Here is a 16,754-nt window from a genome sequence, read left to right on the forward strand (position 1 = left end):
GCCGGAGGCGACAGCGGAGCCGACGGCGGCAGCCGCTGCCGACGACGCCACGACCCGACCGGCGGTCACGCCGACCACCGACGCCACGGCGCCGCTGGCCGACCCCGCCGACGAGGTCACCGAGATCAACCCCGATGTCGACATCACCCCCGACGACATCGGCGTGCCCGAGGTCGCCGAGGGTGAGCGCCTCCTCGAGGTCGACGACGTGACCCTGCGCTTCGGCGGCGTCGTGGCCCTGAACGAGGTCAGCTTCCACATCAACAAGGGCGAGATCCTCGGCCTCATCGGGCCCAACGGTGCCGGCAAGACGACGTGCTTCAACGTCATGACCGGCGTCTACCAGCCGACCTCGGGTGGCATCCGCTACCTCGGCAAGCCGCTGGGCAAGCGCAAGAAGTTCCAGATCACCAAGCTGGGCATCGCGCGCACGTTCCAGAACATCCGTCTCTTCGCCAACATGACGGCCCTCGAGAACGTCCTCGTCGGCGTCGATGCGCACCACAGCACCGGGATCGGCGCGGCCATGTTCCGCCTGCCGAAGCACCGGCGCGAGGAGGCGCAGGGCTACGCCCGCGCCATGGAGCTGCTCACGTTCATGGGACTCGACGGCAAGGCCGACGAGCTCGCGCGCAACCTCCCGTACGGCGACCAGCGTCGTCTCGAGATCGCGCGCGCGCTGGCCACCAGCCCGCAGCTGCTCTGCCTCGACGAGCCGGCGGCCGGCTTCAACCCGGCGGAGAAGGCCAAGCTCATGGAGCTGATCCGGACCATCCGCGACCAGGGCTACACGGTCCTGCTCATCGAGCACGACATGAAGCTCGTCATGGGCGTCACCGACCGGATCGTCGTGCTGGAGTTCGGCCGCAAGATCGCCGAGGGCTCGCCCGCGGAGATCCGCGACAACCCGGCGGTCATCGCCGCCTACCTTGGAGTTGATGAAGAAGATGCTTCTTGAGGTCAACGGCCTGTGCGTCAACTACGGGCGCATCGAGGCCATCCGCGACATCAGCTTCACCGTCGACGAGGGTGAGATCGTCACCCTCATCGGCGCCAACGGTGCGGGCAAGACGACGACGATGAAGACCGTGTCGGGCCTGCGCCCGGTGCGGGCCGGCTCGATCATGTTCAACGGCAAGGACATCACGCACACGCCGTCTCACGAGCGTCCCGTGCTCGGCATCTCGCAGTCACCCGAGGGTCGCGGCTGCTTCGTCGGCATGACCGTGATGGAGAACCTCGAGATGGGCACCTACGCCCGACCCGACCGCAAGACGAAGGCCGTCAAGGACGACCTCGCCCGGGTCTTCGAGCTCTTCCCGCGGCTCAAGGAGCGCAGCAACCAGGCCGCCGGCTCGATGTCCGGAGGAGAGCAGCAGATGCTGGCGATGGGGCGGGCCCTCATGGCCAAGCCGAAGCTGCTGCTCCTCGACGAGCCGTCGATGGGTCTCGCACCGAAGCTGATCCAGCAGATCTTCGACATCGTCACCGAGATCAACAGCCAGGGCACGACGGTGCTGCTCGTCGAGCAGAACGCCGCGCAGGCGCTCAAGCGCTCGCACCGCGCCTACATCCTCGAGACGGGCGAGATCGTCCGCGAGGGCACGGGCAAGGAGCTGGCGGCCGATCCCGCGGTCAAGGCGGCATACCTCGGCGGCGACGTCTAGGTCGGCCGGACACCTGCGGAATCCGAAGGCGGGGCGTCACGAACCGGTCGTGACGCCCCGCCCTTTCGTGTCGCGACCGTGCATAACCCTTCCGCAGCGACGTCGTTGGACGTAGTGTCTGCCGGGTGACCTCGGGGCAGGAACAGGAGGGATGATGGGTCGATCGACCGTGTCTCTGCAGCGGGTGGACGAGAGCCTGCACTCGCAGTTCATCGAGCTGTGGATCACGCACCGCATCGAGGGTGGCACCACCCCCGAGGCCGCGCAGCGGCTGGCACTCGACGGCACCTTGCGAACTGCCTTGCAGCGCAACGACATCTGCGCCTTCATCGCATCGGTCGACGGCCGCCCTCGCGGCTACGTCGTGCTGGCCGACTCGACGCGCAGTCTTCTCGTCGACTCGCCCTGCGTGTCGATCGACATGCTCTACGTGCACCCCGAGTTCCGGCGCCAGGGCGTCGGGCGGGCGCTGCTCACCGCCGCCAGCAGGTATGCCGACCGGCAGGGCTGCGAGCACCTCGCGAGTGCCGTGCCCGCGGGCGACCGCGACGCGAACCGTTTCTTCGCCCGGCTGGGCTTCGCGCCCGAGACGGTGCGGCGGGTGGCTTCGGCGGCCACGCTGCAGCGCAAGCTGGCGGGGGAGACGAGGCCCGGCCCGCAGCGGGTCACGCTCGACCTGCTGCAGCGGCGGCGTGACCTGCGCTCCCGCACCCGTGCCACGCGGCACGACCCGAAGATCGCCGGCTGACCCCGTCGCGCTGAGCCCGTCGCGCTGAGCCCGTCGCGCTGAGCCCGGCCGCCCGGCTCAGGCGCCGGGGGCTGCGTCGCGCAGCAGGCAGGTGATCCGCGAGGTGCAGATGCGGCGGTCGTCCTCGTCGGTGACGACGACCTCGTAGCTGACGAGGGTGCGGCCGGCGCTGAGCAGCGTGGCCGTGCCGGTGACGAGGCCGGTGCGAGCGGCGCGGTGGTGGGTGGCGTTGATGTCGAGACCGACGGCGACCCGGCCCGGACCGGCGTGCAGCTGCGCGCCGATCGACCCCAGCGACTCGGCGAGCACGACGCTGGCACCCCCGTGGAGCAGGCCGTAGGGCTGGGTGTTTCCCAGGACCGGCATCGTCGCGACGAGCCGCTCCGGCGTCGCCTCGACGATCTCGATCTGCATGCGCTCGAGGAGCGTGCCCTCGGCCATGGAGCGCATGGCGTCGACGTGCGTGCCGGTCGTCTGGTCGGTCGTCGGTTCGGTCATGGACGGGATCGTATGCCGCCCTGCCGCCCGTCGCGTCGCAGCCGTGCCCCGGCTCACGCCGTCGGTGGCCGCCACTAGGGTTGCGGTGTGAGCCGACTTCTCCTCCTCGACGGACACTCCCTGGCCTATCGCGCGTTCTTCGCGCTCCCCGCCGAGAACTTCTCGACGGTCACCGGCCAGCACACCAACGCCGTCTACGGCTTCACCTCGATGCTCATCAACATGCTGCGCGACGAGCAGCCGACGCACGTCGTGGTCGCCTTCGACAAGTCGCGCCAGACGTTCCGCACCGAGCAGTACGCCGAGTACAAGGCGGGTCGGGCGCGCACGCCCGACGAGTTCTCCGGCCAGCTGCCCCTGGTCAAGGAGGTCCTCGACGCGCTGCGCATCACGCACGTCGAGCTGGAGGGCTTCGAGGCCGACGACATCATCGCGACGATCGCCACCGACGCCGACGCCCAGGGGGCCGAGGTGCTCATCTGCTCCGGCGACCGCGACACGTTCCAGCTCGTCTCCGACAACGTGACGATCCTCTACCCGGTGCGCGGTGTGTCCGAGGTGTGGCGCATGGGGCCGGCCCAGGTCGAGGAGAAGTACGGCGTGCCGCCGACCCGCTACAGCGACCTCGCGGCGATGGTCGGCGAGACCTCCGACAACCTCCCCGGCGTGCCCGGCGTCGGCCCCAAGACGGCCGCGAAGTGGATCACCCAGTTCGGCAGCCTCGAGGGGATCGTCGCGGGTGTCGACCAGATCAAGGGCAAGGCGGGCGACTCGCTCCGCGAGCACCTCGACCAGGTGCTGCGCAACCGGCGCCTCAACCAGCTCGTCAAGGACGCCCCGGTCGGGGTCGGCCTCGCCGACCTCGAGCGCCACCAGTGGGCCCGCGAGGAGGTGCACGAGGTCTTCGACCGCCTCGAGTTCCGGGTGCTGCGTGACCGGCTCTTCGCGGAGGTCGAGGCGAGCGAGCCCGAGGCCGAGACCGGCTTCGAGGTCGACGGGTCGGTGCTCGAGCCGGCGCAGGTGCCCGACTGGGTGGCCGAGCACCTGCCGGCGGGGGAGCGCGCGGCGCTCTCGGTCACCGGCACGTGGGCGCGGGGCACCGGCGACGCGACCGGCCTGGCCATCGCCTCGCCCGACGGTGCGGCGGCCTGGGTCGACCTGACGACACTGACGCCCGAGGGTGAGACCTCGATCGCCTCCTGGCTCGAGGACCCTGCGCGCCCCAAGGCGATGCACGACGCGAAGGGGCCGATCGAGGCCCTGACCGCACGTGGTCTCACGCTCGCCGGGCTTACCAGCGACACACAGCTGGCGGCATACCTCGTCAAGCCCGACCAGCGCACCTACCACCTCGACGACCTCGTGCTGCGCCACCTCAAGCGCGAGCTGAGCGGCACGAGCACCGCCGACGGCCAGGGGATGCTCGACTTCGGCGGCGACGCCGACGAGAAGGCCGCCCAGCAGGAGATGGTGCGGGCCACGGCCGTGCGCGACCTCGCGGTGGTGCTCGACGAGCAGGTGGCGGCCACGGGTGGCGCCGAGCTGCTCGCCGAGGTCGAGCTGCCGCTCGTCGACGTGCTCGCCCGCATGGAACGCACCGGCATCGCCGTGGACGTCACGGGGCTCGACGAGCTCGAGAAGGACTTCGCGGCCAAGGTCGCGGCAGCCCAGCAGGACGCCTGGGACGCCATCGGCGGCGACAAGATCAACCTCGGCTCGCCCAAGCAGCTGCAGGAGGTGCTCTTCGGCACCCTCGGCATGCCCAAGACGAAGAAGACGAAGACCGGCTACACGACCGACGCCGACGCTCTCAACGACCTCTTCGCCAAGACCGAGCACCCGTTCCTCGAGTCCCTGCTGCGCCACCGCGACTCGGCGCGGCTGCGCGTCACCGTCGAGGGTCTGCAGAAGTCGGTGGCCGACGACGGCCGCATCCACACCACCTACCTCCAGACGATCGCGGCCACGGGTCGCCTCAGCTCCACTGAGCCGAACCTCCAGAACGTCCCGATCCGCACCGAGGAGGGGCGCCGCATCCGCGAGCTCTTCGTCGTCGGCGACGGCTACGAGGCGCTCATGTCGGCCGACTACTCCCAGATCGAGATGCGGGTCATGGCCCACCTGTCCGGCGACGAGGGACTCATCGAGGCCTTCCGCACCGGCGAGGACCTCCACAAGTACGTCGGGTCCAAGGTCTTCGGCGTCGAGCCCGACGACGTCACCGCGGCCATGCGCTCGAAGGTCAAGGCGATGTCCTACGGCCTCGCCTACGGCCTGTCGGCGTTCGGGCTGTCGAAGCAGCTGACCATCAGCACCGAGGAGGCCCGAGGCCTCATGGACGGCTACTTCGAGCGCTTCGGCGGCGTCAGCGACTACCTCCGCGACGTCGTGGCCGAGGCACGCGGCACCGGCTACACCGCCACGATGTTCGGCCGCCGTCGCTACCTGCCCGACCTCACGTCCGACAACCGGCAGCGCCGCGAGATGGCCGAGCGGATGGCCCTCAACGCGCCGATCCAGGGCTCTGCCGCCGACATCATGAAGGTTGCCATGATCGGTGTCGACCGGGCCCTGACGACGTCGGGTGCGAGGTCGCGGGTCCTGCTCCAGGTCCACGACGAGCTCGTGCTCGAGGTGGCCGAGGGCGAGCGCGACGACCTCGAGAAGCTCGTGCGTCACGAGATGGGCAACGCTGCGCCGATGGACGTCCCGCTCGACATCAACGTCGGAGTGGGCCACTCCTGGCACGACGCCGCCCACTGACCGACGGCGGCCAACACCTCTGCATACCCGATCCCTTCGTCCGATAGGTCACGTTTCGGCAACGGCGACCCTCGCAGGCCTCCGCTGGCTCGCGCTGGGGGCCGAGTGTCTGCATACTGCTCGGTAACTTGCACCCACCAACGGAGGTGGGTGCTTTTACTGTGAGGTGGACATGGTCAGAAGCCTGGTCACAGGTCTGTGTCTCGCCGTCTTCGCGGCAGTCATCATCGGGCTGAGCAACCTGCTCAGCCTGGACCTCGAGCACGTTGCTCTTCTCGGTGCGGCCCTCGGCGGCGTCCTCGGACTCGTCCCGCACCGTCCCGCCTGGGGCAAGGTCGTCGGCTTCCTCGCCGGCTTCGTCCTGGCCTGGCTCGGCTTCGCCCTCCGCGCGGCCCTGCTGCCCGACTCCTCGGGTGGTCGCGCCGTTGCCGCCTTCGTGGTCGTCGCCCTCATCGCGGTCGTCGCCGCCGTGAGCCGTGGACGGCTGCCGCTCTGGAGCGGCCTCGTCGGCGCGGCGTCGATCGTCGGCGCCTACGAGTCGGTGTACACCAATGCGCCCTCGCAGTTCCTGACCGAGTCGCCGGCCGCCGCCACCACGGTGCTGCTCGCCGTGGGACTCGGCTTCCTTGCCACGAACCTCCTTGCCGCGCAGACGAGCCCGTCTGCGGAACCCGTCACGACAAGGCCTCGCAGGGCGACGACCGCGCGCGCCGACAAGGCGGACAGCACCACCGACATCGACGACCTCGTGACTGGAGCAGCCAAGTGAGCAAGCGCAGCATCGCCTCCGTGGTGGCCGGCCTCGCGGCCATGCCCACCATCCTCATGCTGGCCGCCGCGCCGGCGGCCGCCGCCGACAGCGGCCAGGTGCAGGTGTCGAACACCGAGACCGTCCAGGCCTACCTCGACGCGACCGGCAAGGTCGACGTCGCCCGGGTGTACGAGCAGGTCGCTATGCAGGGCCGCGGCAGCGTCGACCTCCAGAACCCCGTCGAGGCGCAGGGCCTGCGCAACCTCGACGGCTTCGGTGGGTTCGAGGTCAAGGACGGCGTCATGGTCGGCCGGTTCGACGTCGACGGCGAGCAGCGTCTGCGTACCGTCAGCGACTACACGAAGAAGCTGCCCCTGGAGGTCCAGGCCGTCTACACCCTCGACGGGCAGACGGTCGAGCCGGGCGACCTGCTCGGTCGCAGCGGGCGGCTCGAGGTCCGCTACACGGTCAAGAACGTCACCGGCACGTCGCAGCTCGTCAGCTTCGACGACGGCACCGGCAAGAGCGCGACGGCCACGCAGAGCGTCGTCATCCCGATGGTCGGCTCCCTCTCGACCACGCTTCCCGGGACGTTCACCAACGTCTCGTCGAAGGAGGCCAACGTCGCCGGCGACGGGCGCGGCGGCACGAAGCTGACGTTCACGATGACGCTCTTCGGCCCCATCGGCACCCCGACCGCCACCTTCGGGTATGCCGCCGACATCGTCGACGGCACGCTGCCGAAGGCGTCCGTCTCCGCCCTCCCGGTGAGCCCGCTCGACAGCCCCTCCTTCAAGGGCGGCGCCGAGAGCTACAAGGGCGGTGCCACGACGGGTGCCACCCTGACGGCGGGCGCCACGGAGATCGACGCGAACCTGCTCAAGCTCCGCGACGGCGCCGGCACCCTCCTCGCGGGCCTCATCCAGCTGCGCGACGGCGCCAAGCAGCTCGACGCGGGGCTGGGCGCGCAGGCGCTCCCCGGTTCGCGCGACCTCGCCACCGGCGCCGGGAAGCTGAAGGACGGCACCTCGAAGCTGCGTGCCGGGGCGGGGGCTGCCAAGGACGGCTCGTCCCAGCTGGCCGACGGTGCCGCCCAGGTCGCCGACGGCAACAGCCGCCTCAGCGCCGGCGCCGAGAAGCTCAGCGCCGGTGCGGTCAAGGTCGACGACGGAGCTGGGCAGGTCGCCGGTGGTCTGCACCTGCTCGGCGAGGGCGCACCCGCCCTCGTGGACAACCTCGCGCTCGTCGCCGACGGGCTCGACAAGGTCGACGCAGGTCTGACCGCGATGTACGACGGTGTCGGCGGTCTGCCCGACCAGGCCAAGCCGCTCCACGCGGGCATCGCGAAGCTGCGTGCCGGGCTCGGTGGCAAGGGGCAGGCGGGCACCCTCATCGACGGCGTCGACCAGGTCCGTGCCGGCCTTGCGGAGGCCACCAAGGCGGGCGGGAGTCTCGACCAGCTCAGGGGCGGAGTTGCGCAGGTCCGTGCGGGGATCGGTACCGCGAGCAATCCGCAGACCCTGGTGGGCGGCGTCACGGCGGTCCGCTCGGGGCTGGAGGCGGCCTTGGCGTCCCCCGATGGTGGTGTGACGAAGCTCGAAGAGGGAGTGGCGCTCGCGAAGTCCGTTGACTGCGGACCGACGTGCCAGCTCGTCCTGTCCCAGGTGGGGGCAGGACTCGGTGACCTGCGCACGCAGACCAAGGGTGCTGCATACGGTCTCGGCCTCGTGCTGGGCGGGCTCGGCGACGCGGACTCGGGGTTGTCCCAGGTGTCCGGTGGCCTGGACCTGCTGAAGAGCAAGCTCGGCGATGCGGCCTTCGGCCTCGCGAAGATCGAGTGCGGCCTCAGCAACACGACGCTGAACGCGTGCGACCCGAAGGTCCCGGGCCTGCTCGAGGGGGTCGGCCTCGTCGACACCGGCGTCAGCACCCTCGTCGACGGCGTCGTCACGAAGGTCCAGGGCGGCATCGGTGGCGCCAAGGACACCGCGGACGACCTGACCCTGCGCGGTGGCGTCAACGCCCTCCAGGACGGCGTCGACCTGCTTGGCCTGGGCGGGCTAGAGCTGCTCGACGTGATCGACCAGCTGACCGTCGGTGCCGACAAGGTGCACGACGGCACGTCGCAGCTGGCGAAGGGCAACGGTGAGCTCTCCTCCAAGTCGGTGCAGCTCGCGACGGGTGCAGGGAAGGTTGCGACGGGAGCGGGCAAGCTGGACGACGGTCTCGGCGAGCTTGCCGACGGAGCGGGCAAGGTCGACGACGGGGCGGGCCAGGTGTCCGACGGTGCCGGCCGACTCTCCGACGGCCTCGCCGACGCGGCGGACGGCACCAGCAAGCTCGCTGCCGGTCTGACCGACGCGGCGGCCGGCGCGCCCGCGCTCAAGGACGGCGCGCAGCGTCTCTCCGACGAGGGCACGAAGAAGCTCGTCGCCGCCGGAAAGGCGACGGCGGCCGACTACGGCGAGAAGTACGCCCTCATCGAGATGGGTGCCCGCCGCGCCAAGGTGGAGGGCATGGCCTACGGCGCTCCCCAGGGCGCGGTCGGTGCGACGGCGTACTCGTTCGAGATCGCCGGCGTCGACGGTGCCGGTTCCGCGAACCTCGGGCGCGCAGCCGCTGCTGCGGGCGTCTTCGGCCTCGCCGGTGGGTCGGTGCTGCTGCGGCGCCGCTTCCTCTGACCGACCCCGCGTCCACGAGTGCCCAGCTCCCCACCTCGGGGAGCTGGGCACTCGACGTTCCCTCGCTGTCAGGCGCTGGGCTCCCGGCGTGGTCAGGCCGGCTTGCGGCAGACGAAGACGGCCGTGCCGGGGATGATGCGACCGCGCAGCGGCGACCAGCCACCCCACGGCTCGTCGTGCCCCTCGGGCCACTCCGGCTCGACGAGGTCGACGAGCACCAGCCCGGCTGCGGTGATCTCGCGCACGCGGTCGCCGAGGGTCCGGTGGTGCTCGACGTACGTGGCGTGACCCTCTGCGTCCTGCTCGACGTACGGCTCCCGGTCGAAGTAGGAGTGTCGGGCCGTGAGGCCGCCCGGGCCCGGGTCGTCGGGGAAGGCCCACCGCACGGGGTGCGTCGTCGAGAAGACGAACCGCCCGCCGGGGCGCAGCACGCGTGCCGCCTCCGCCATCACGACGTCGGAGTCCGCGACGAACGGCACGACGCCGTATGCCGTGAAGACCGTGTCGAAGGACGCGTCGGCGAAAGGGAGGGCGCGCCCGTCGCACTGCGCGAACGGCACCCGGGCCGGCTCGTCGACCGCGTCGTTGACCGCCACGCCGGTCGCCACCATGCCGGCGGAGAGGTCGGTCGCCACGACCCTGGCGCCGTGCGCGGCGAGCCAGCGTGAGCACTGTCCGGAGCCGGCGCCGATCTCGAGGACGTCCTGGCCCGCCGGGTCGCCGAGCAGTGCGGCGTCCTCCTCGCGCAGTCGCTCGGGACCCCAGACGAAGTCGGTGTCGCCGAGGAAGGCGCCGTGCTCGACGTAGTACGACGTCGCCTCACCGTCCCACCACGTGCGGTTCGCCGTCGCAGTCTCGGCAGCCGCGACGGGGCGGCGGGTGGCCTCGGTGGGCGTGCTCACGGGATACATCGTCTCTTTTGACCGGGTGCTGACAGCGCGGATAGGATTGCCGGGCACATCCGTGTGCGCATGCTCAATGTTGCACCCGTCCACAAGACATCGGGACGCCGGGCCGTCAGGCTCGTCGCCGCGAGGTCCCCAATCTAACTGTCCACAATCGGAGTTCCTACTACATGACTGCCAACACGGTCGAGAAGACCGCGCCTGAGATTGCCATCAACGACATCGGCTCTCAGGAAGACATCCTTGCGGCGATCGACGCCACCATCAAGGACTTCAACGACGGCGACATCGTCGAGGGTCGCATCGTCAAGGTCGACCGGGACGAGGTCCTGCTCGACATCGGCTACAAGACCGAGGGCGTCATCCCCTCGCGCGAGCTGTCCATCAAGCACGACGTCGACCCGGGCGAGATCGTCCAGGTCGGTGACGAGGTCGAGGCCCTCGTCCTCCAGAAGGAGGACAAGGAAGGCCGTCTGATCCTGTCCAAGAAGCGTGCGCAGTACGAGCGCGCCTGGGGCACGATCGAGAAGGTCAAGGAGGAGGACGGCGTCGTCACCGGCACCGTCATCGAGGTCGTCAAGGGTGGCCTCATCCTCGACATCGGCCTGCGCGGCTTCCTTCCCGCCTCGCTCGTCGAGATGCGTCGTGTCCGCGACCTCCAGCCGTACGTCGGCAAGGAGATCGAGGCCAAGATCATCGAGCTCGACAAGAACCGCAACAACGTGGTCCTGTCGCGCCGTGCGTGGCTCGAGCAGACGCAGTCCGAGGTGCGCACGACGTTCCTCAAGGAGCTCCAGAAGGGCCAGGTCCGTTCGGGCGTCGTGTCCTCCATCGTCAACTTCGGTGCGTTCGTGGACCTCGGCGGTGTCGACGGTCTCGTCCACGTGTCCGAGCTGTCGTGGAAGCACATCGACCACCCGTCCGAGGTCGTCGAGGTCGGCACCGAGGTCACCGTCGAGGTGCTCGACGTCGACATGGACCGCGAGCGTGTCTCCCTGTCGCTGAAGGCGACGCAGGAGGACCCGTGGCAGCACTTCGCGCGGACCCACGCCATCGGCCAGGTCGTCCCGGGCAAGGTCACCAAGCTCGTCCCCTTCGGTGCGTTCGTGCGCGTCGAGGACGGCATCGAGGGCCTCGTGCACATCTCCGAGCTGGCCGAGCGCCACGTGGAGCTGCCCGAGCAGGTCGTCAACGTCGGCGACGAGATCTTCGTCAAGGTCATCGACATCGACCTCGAGCGTCGTCGCATCTCGCTCTCGCTCAAGCAGGCCAACGACCAGTCCGTGCCGGTGTCGGAGTTCGACCCGACCCTCTACGGCATGGCTGCGGAGTACGACGAGCAGGGCAACTACAAGTACCCCGAGGGCTTCGACCCGGAGACGAACGAGTGGCTCGAGGGCTTCGAGGCCCAGCGCGAGAAGTGGGAGCGTCAGTACGCCGAGGCCCACGCTCGCTGGGAGGCCCACAAGGCCCAGGTCGACGCCGCGACGAAGGCCGACGCCGAGGCTGCGGCCAACGCCGGCTCCGCGACGTCCTACTCGTCCGCGACCGGCGACGTCGCCGACTCGGGTGACGCCGACCGCGCCGACCGTGGCCAGCGCAACGCTCCGGCTCCGGCCGAGGGCACCCTGGCTTCCGACGAGGCGCTCGCCGCGCTTCGCGAGAAGCTGACGGGCAACTGACGCCACTCGTCGCCTGACCCGAGGGCCCCGGACCACCACGGTCCGGGGCCCTCGTGCGTCCGGCACGGCCCGTCACCCGAGAGGCACCGCAGAAGGGGGCAGCCCGGCCGATTGGTAGTCTCCGCGGCATGCAGTCGCCCATCCGCAGGCACGTCGGTCAGGTGTTCGTCCCGGTCAGCGACATGGGGCGCTCGGCCCGCTGGTATGCCGACGTCCTGGGCTTCGAAGCCCCTGCGGCCTCGCACGAGGGCACGATCCTCGACATCCCCGTCGACGACGGTCCGAGGCTGTGCCTCGATGCCAACCGACCCGACTTCACCGCGGACGGGCCACCGCGCTTCTTCTTCTGGACCGACGACATGGTCGCCACCGTCGCGCACCTGCGGCGGCTCGAGGTCAGGATCACCTCGGACGTGGAGGACATCGGCAGCGTGTTCTTCGTCCAGTTCGAGGACCCGGACGGCAACGCGCTCATGGTCTGCCAGCGTTCCGCGTAGCCGTGCGGAGAGACCGGCGTCTCAGCATGCAAGAAGTTGGCGCCCGTATTTCCGACTCATTCAATAGGAATTGATGCCCGGCGGGTCTCCCTCGACTTCGCGAATGTGACTGCGCCGCAACATGATTCGGAGAAACTGCGCGAATGGCCTCATCGGTGAGGGCTGCCCCGAGCGGTCATTTGCGCCGATTGACGGTCTTGGGGCTGGTTCGTAGTGTCATCGACAGGTCAAGAGCTCCAGTGCAAAGCCCCGGCTCGCTGGACAGCAACCCTCCTCCGCGGCGGGGTGCTCCGGGTGAGGACCAGGCCGTCGCCAAGCAGGTGACGGCAAGCGCGGACTCGAGGTGATCGGGTCCCGGACCCGAGGAGCCGTCATGGCGCGCACCACGAGCACCTGGCTGGTGCTGCGTCGCCACGTCGACCTGCTCCGCGTGTCCAGCGCGCTCTGTCGTCGCTGACGACCGACCGACGCGGCCGCCGACCACCTCGGCCGGCCTTTCCCGGCGCAGGCCCGCGCGGCAACCCCGCACGGCCGCTGCGCCGCAACTCGTCTCGCCCGTGCATCGCCGGCCCACCCGAGTGGTCGGCGGTTCCTTCGACGCACCCTTCAGGAGCCCTCGTGACCACCACCTCGGCCGTGCGCCCCGTCGCCACGGACCAGCAGCCCGCTGCGGCGCCGCCGCCAACCACCCGTCCCGACCACGCGCCGGCCCTGACCGTCGTGCCCCGGCGCAACCCCTGGACCTGGGTGGGGGTGGCCGCCGTCGCCGTGCTCGTCGCGATGTTCGTCAACGGCCTCGCCACCAACCCCGGCTGGGACTGGCCCACCTTTGCCCGCTACTTCGCGACCGAGACGGTCATCAAGGCGCTCGGCACGACGATCCAGCTCACCGTGCTCGGCACCGTCGCGGGCTTCGTGCTCGGCGTCGTGCTCGCAGCGATGCGCCTGTCGCCCAACGCTTTTCTGCGCTCCGTGGCGTGGGCCTACATCTGGGCCTTCCGGTCGATCCCGCTGATCGTCCAGCTGCTCTTCTGGTTCAACATCGCCTACCTGTACCAGAGCATCTCGTTCGGGCTGCCGTTCGGACCGTCGTTCGGCAGTGTCGCGACGAACGACCTCTTCGGGGCGCTCGGCGCGGCCGTGCTCGGGCTCGCGCTGCACCAGGCGGCGTACGCGGCGGAGATCATCCGTGGCGGCATCCTCTCGGTCGACGAGGGGCAGCGGGAAGCGGCGTCGGCCCTCGGCATCCCGCGACGGCGGCAGTTCCTCCGGATCGTGCTGCCCCAGGCGATGCGGTCGATCCTGCCCAATGCCGCCAACGAGGTCATCAGCCTCTTCAAGGGGACCTCGATCGTCTCGGTGCTCGCGATCCCCGAGCTCTTCTACCAGGTGCAGGTGATCTACGGCCGCAACTCGAGGGTCGTGCCGCTCCTGCTCGTCGCGACGGTCTGGTACATCATCCTCACGACGCTGCTGTCGGTCGGCCAGTACTACGTGGAGCGTCACTTCGCCAGAGGAAGCTCACGCACGCTACCGCCGACGCCGTTGCAGCGTCTGCGAACCCGCTGGGCGGCCTTCGGGACATCGACCTCTCGCGCTGCCGGCACGACCACCGCGGGGGTGGCGCGATGACTGCCGTCGTCGACCTGCGCGGCGTCTCGAAGTCGTTCGGCCCGCACCGGGTGCTCGACGGCGTCGACCTCGAGCTCGCCGAGGGCACCGTGACCGTCATCCTCGGGCCGTCCGGCTCCGGCAAGTCGACCCTCCTTCGCACCATCAACCATCTCGAGAAGGTGGACCGGGGGCAGGTGCGTGTCAACGGCACCCTCATCGGCTACCGGCAGGTGGGGGAGCGGCTGCACGAGCTGCCCGAGCGCGAGGTGCTGCGGCAGCGCAGCCGCATCGGCTTCGTCTTCCAGAGCTTCAACCTGTTCCCCCACCTCACCGTGCTCGACAACGTCGTGGAAGCGCCGGTCTCGTCGCAGCGTCGACGCCGCCACGAGGTGGAGCCTGAAGCCCGGGCCCTACTCGAACGGGTCGGACTGGGAGACAAGGCCGCTGCCTACCCGAGGCAGCTCTCAGGAGGCCAGCAGCAGCGCGTGGCCATCGCGCGTGCACTGGCATTGCAGCCCGACGTCATCCTCTTCGACGAGCCGACGTCGGCCCTGGACCCCGAGCTCGTCGGCGAGGTGCTCGCCGTCATCAAGGAGCTCGCTCGCGAGGGGGCCACCCTCGTCGTGGTGACGCACGAGATCGGTTTCGCCCGCGAGGTCGCCGACACCGTCGTCTTCCTCGACGAGGGACGTGTCGTCGAGCAGGGACCACCGGGTCAGGTCATCGACCACCCGCGCCACGAGCGAACCCGCGCCTTCATCGACCGCGTCCTCTGACGCCCGCAGGACCAACCACACCTCCGGCCGCCACGGCCACCCGCTGACTCGCGCCCGTCCCAGGGTGCCGAGAGGAGACCTCATGCCCGCACGTCCGCACACCCTCCGCCGTCCGACCACGTATGCCGTCACCGTCCTCGCGCTCGCCGGCGCCGTCGCACTCGCCGCCTGCTCCGGTTCCGCCGAGGCGAGCTCGTCGTCCGTGCCTGCGGCCGGGACGGCGTCCGCAGCCGCCGCCGGCATCAACACCTCGCCAGAACAGAACCGCGTCACGGCCACCAAGGACGAGAAGGCAGCGGCACTGCTGCCCAAGGCGATCCGTGACCGTGGCACGATCACGGCCGCGAACGCCGGTGCCGGCGGCGGCACGCCTCCGCTCGTCTTCACGGCCGACGACGACAAGACCGTCATCGGTGTCGAGGTCGACCTCGCCCACCTCTTCGCCGACAAGCTCGGGCTCAGGGTCGAGACGCCGGCGACGAGCTGGGAGAACGTCTTCCTCGGCATCGACTCCGGCCGGTACGACGTCGCCCTGACCAACGTCACCGTCACCGAGGAGCGCAAGGAGAAGTACGACTTCGCCACCTACCGCAAGGACGACCTGGCCTTCGAGGCGCCCAAGGGCGGCACGTGGAAGGTCAACAGCGGCAAGGACATCGCCGGCAAGACCATCGCCGTCGGCTCCGGCACGAACCAGGAGAAGATCCTTCTCGACTGGAACGAGGCCAACGTGAAGGCAGGCCTCCAGCCCGCGACCGTCAAGTACTTCCAGTCCCAGACCGACTACTACCTCGCACTCTCCTCGCACCGCATCGACGCGTACTTCGGCCCCAACCCGAGCGTCGCCTACCACATGGCGACCAGCGGGCAGACGGAGGCCATCGGGCACTTCTCCGGCGCCGGCGACAAGCTGCAGGGCCTCATCGCCGTCCTCACGAAGAAGGGCTCGGGCCTCGCAGCGCCCTACGCCGCTGCCATCAACTCGGCCATCGCCGACGGCAGCTACGCCAAGGTGCTCCAGCGCTGGAACCTCGGCACCGAGGGGCTCGAGAAGTCCGAGGTCAACCCGCCCGGCCTGCCCAAGACCAGCTGACCTGCCGGCCCGCGCACTCGAAACCACACCTCAGGAGACGAAACCCCATGAGCACCAGCCAGATCCACATGACCTCACGGCGCCGCGCCCTGCTGGCAGCGACCGCGTTCCTCACCACTGCGACGACGCTCGGCGCCTGCGCCGACCCGGGCCCGACGGGCACCGCCGAGGTCGACCCGAAGGACCTGGGCGGCTCGAAGGTCCTGCCCGTCTCGTTCGACACGTCGGCCGTCCAGAAGCGCCCCACCGGCACGCTCCACCCCGAGATCGCAGCCGAGCTCCCGGCGTCCGTCAGGGCCGGCGGCACCCTCGTCATCGGCAGCGGCGGCGCAGGGGGCGGCATACCTCCTCTCGCGTTCACGGCGGACGACAACCGCACGCCGATCGGCGTCGAGGTCGACGTCGCCCACCTCGTCGCCGACGTCCTCGGCCTGAAGCCCGAGGTGCGAACGACGAGCTGGGAGAACCTCTTCATCGGCGTCGACTCCGGCAAGTACCAGGTGGCGATCTCGAACGTCGGAGTCTCGGAGGAGCGCAAGGAGAAGTACGACTTCGCCACCTACCGGCTGGGCCTGCACGCCTTCGAGGCCAAGAAGGGCTCGGGCCTTCGAGTCACGGGGCCGGCCGACATCTCCGGCAAGAGGGTCGCCGTCGGCTCGGGCACCCTCCAGGAGGCCATCCTGCTGCGCTGGAACGAGGCGAACGCCAAGGCGGGCCGCGCCCCGGCCGAGCTCGTCTACTACCAGGGCACGACCGAGTACTACCTGGCCCTCGACTCCGGCCGCATCGACCTCTACCTCGGCCCCAACCCGACGGCGACGTACCACGTCGTCACGGCGGGCAGGACGCAGATCGTCGGCACGGTGTCGTCGAGCTACCCCATCCCGGGGAAGGTCGGGGTGCTCACGAAGAAGGGCAGCGGCCTGGCGAAGCCCGTCTCCGACGCGATCAACGCCGCCATCGCCGACGGCAGCTACGCGGAGGTGCTCGAACGCTGGGGGCTCACCGCAGAGGCGGTCCCGGCGTCCGAGGTCAACCCCTCCGGACTGCCCAAGCCCACCGAGACCAAGTGAGGCGCT

15 protein-coding genes and 1 riboswitch are annotated in these 16,754 nt (G+C 70.1%); of the genes, 13 read left to right on the forward strand and 2 right to left on the reverse strand.

All coding sequences use genetic code 11. The features are described 5' to 3' along the window. Positions 1-124 precede the first annotated feature (124 nt). From ACYVNR_RS18350 to ACYVNR_RS18360, 3 genes are all read left to right on the forward strand, one after another. A complete protein-coding gene (locus ACYVNR_RS18350; protein ID WP_458800029.1) occupies positions 125-958 on the forward strand; it encodes an ABC transporter ATP-binding protein in 834 nt (277 codons plus the stop codon). Then, positions 948-1,667 (forward strand): ABC transporter ATP-binding protein, encoded by a 720-nt coding sequence (locus tag ACYVNR_RS18355; protein WP_045192314.1) that lies wholly within the window; start codon positions 948-950, stop codon positions 1,665-1,667. The genes ACYVNR_RS18350 and ACYVNR_RS18355 overlap by 11 nt, the downstream gene beginning before the upstream one ends. 154 nt (positions 1,668-1,821) lie before the next feature. After that, a complete protein-coding gene (locus ACYVNR_RS18360; protein WP_461049989.1) occupies positions 1,822-2,415 on the forward strand; it encodes a GNAT family N-acetyltransferase in 594 nt (197 codons plus the stop codon). Between the two features lie 57 nt (positions 2,416-2,472). On the opposite strand, the gene ACYVNR_RS18365 is transcribed toward ACYVNR_RS18360, so the two are convergent. Next, positions 2,473-2,865: a PaaI family thioesterase gene (locus tag ACYVNR_RS18365; RefSeq protein WP_458800032.1), complete on the reverse strand. Its 393-nt coding sequence runs from the start codon at positions 2,863-2,865 to the stop codon at positions 2,473-2,475. A gap of 135 nt (positions 2,866-3,000) precedes the next feature. Between ACYVNR_RS18365 and polA the strand changes: the two genes are divergently transcribed. The 3 genes from polA to ACYVNR_RS18380 all read left to right on the forward strand — a co-directional run bounded on the left by polA (position 3,001) and on the right by ACYVNR_RS18380 (position 9,108). Then, positions 3,001-5,676 (forward strand): DNA polymerase I, encoded by a 2,676-nt coding sequence (gene polA, locus ACYVNR_RS18370; protein ID WP_461049992.1) that lies wholly within the window; start codon positions 3,001-3,003, stop codon positions 5,674-5,676. Between the two features lie 172 nt (positions 5,677-5,848). Next, the gene (locus tag ACYVNR_RS18375; RefSeq protein ID WP_052677427.1) at positions 5,849-6,445 is read left to right on the forward strand and encodes a hypothetical protein; all 597 of its coding nucleotides are present in this window, start codon (positions 5,849-5,851) and stop codon (positions 6,443-6,445) included. Then, the gene (locus tag ACYVNR_RS18380) at positions 6,442-9,108 is read left to right on the forward strand and encodes a hypothetical protein (RefSeq protein ID WP_461049994.1); all 2,667 of its coding nucleotides are present in this window, start codon (positions 6,442-6,444) and stop codon (positions 9,106-9,108) included. The genes ACYVNR_RS18375 and ACYVNR_RS18380 overlap by 4 nt, the downstream gene beginning before the upstream one ends. Positions 9,109-9,200: 92 nt before the next feature. Here the strand turns inward: ACYVNR_RS18380 and ACYVNR_RS18385 are convergent, their stop codons facing one another. After that, positions 9,201-10,019, reverse strand: coding sequence for a class I SAM-dependent methyltransferase (locus tag ACYVNR_RS18385; protein ID WP_045192318.1), 819 nt, complete (start codon positions 10,017-10,019; stop codon positions 9,201-9,203). 164 nt (positions 10,020-10,183) lie between these two features. Between ACYVNR_RS18385 and rpsA the strand changes: the two genes are divergently transcribed. The 7 genes from rpsA to ACYVNR_RS18420 all read left to right on the forward strand — a co-directional run bounded on the left by rpsA (position 10,184) and on the right by ACYVNR_RS18420 (position 16,748). Next, entirely contained in the window at positions 10,184-11,695 is a 1,512-nt protein-coding gene (gene rpsA / locus ACYVNR_RS18390) for a 30S ribosomal protein S1 (RefSeq protein WP_458799755.1), read from the forward strand. Positions 11,696-11,823: 128 nt separating this feature from the next. Further along, entirely contained in the window at positions 11,824-12,192 is a 369-nt protein-coding gene (locus ACYVNR_RS18395) for a VOC family protein (RefSeq protein ID WP_461049997.1), read from the forward strand. Between the two features lie 225 nt (positions 12,193-12,417). Continuing rightward, positions 12,418-12,531: riboswitch (SAM riboswitch) on the forward strand. Between the two features lie 34 nt (positions 12,532-12,565). Continuing rightward, complete coding sequence (locus ACYVNR_RS18400) at positions 12,566-12,649, forward strand: putative leader peptide (protein WP_461050172.1); 84 nt, start codon at positions 12,566-12,568, stop codon at positions 12,647-12,649. Positions 12,650-12,810: 161 nt separating this feature from the next. After that, the gene (locus ACYVNR_RS18405; RefSeq protein ID WP_461049999.1) at positions 12,811-13,824 is read left to right on the forward strand and encodes an amino acid ABC transporter permease; all 1,014 of its coding nucleotides are present in this window, start codon (positions 12,811-12,813) and stop codon (positions 13,822-13,824) included. Next, positions 13,821-14,582: an amino acid ABC transporter ATP-binding protein gene (locus tag ACYVNR_RS18410; RefSeq protein ID WP_461050001.1), complete on the forward strand. Its 762-nt coding sequence runs from the start codon at positions 13,821-13,823 to the stop codon at positions 14,580-14,582. The genes ACYVNR_RS18405 and ACYVNR_RS18410 overlap by 4 nt, the downstream gene beginning before the upstream one ends. An 82-nt stretch (positions 14,583-14,664) precedes the next feature. Continuing rightward, complete coding sequence (locus ACYVNR_RS18415; RefSeq protein ID WP_461050003.1) at positions 14,665-15,675, forward strand: ABC transporter substrate-binding protein; 1,011 nt, start codon at positions 14,665-14,667, stop codon at positions 15,673-15,675. Between the two features lie 47 nt (positions 15,676-15,722). Next, complete coding sequence (locus ACYVNR_RS18420) at positions 15,723-16,748, forward strand: ABC transporter substrate-binding protein (protein WP_461050005.1); 1,026 nt, start codon at positions 15,723-15,725, stop codon at positions 16,746-16,748. Positions 16,749-16,754 lie beyond the last annotated feature (6 nt).

It is taken from the genome of Terrabacter koreensis, from assembly GCF_054783315.1.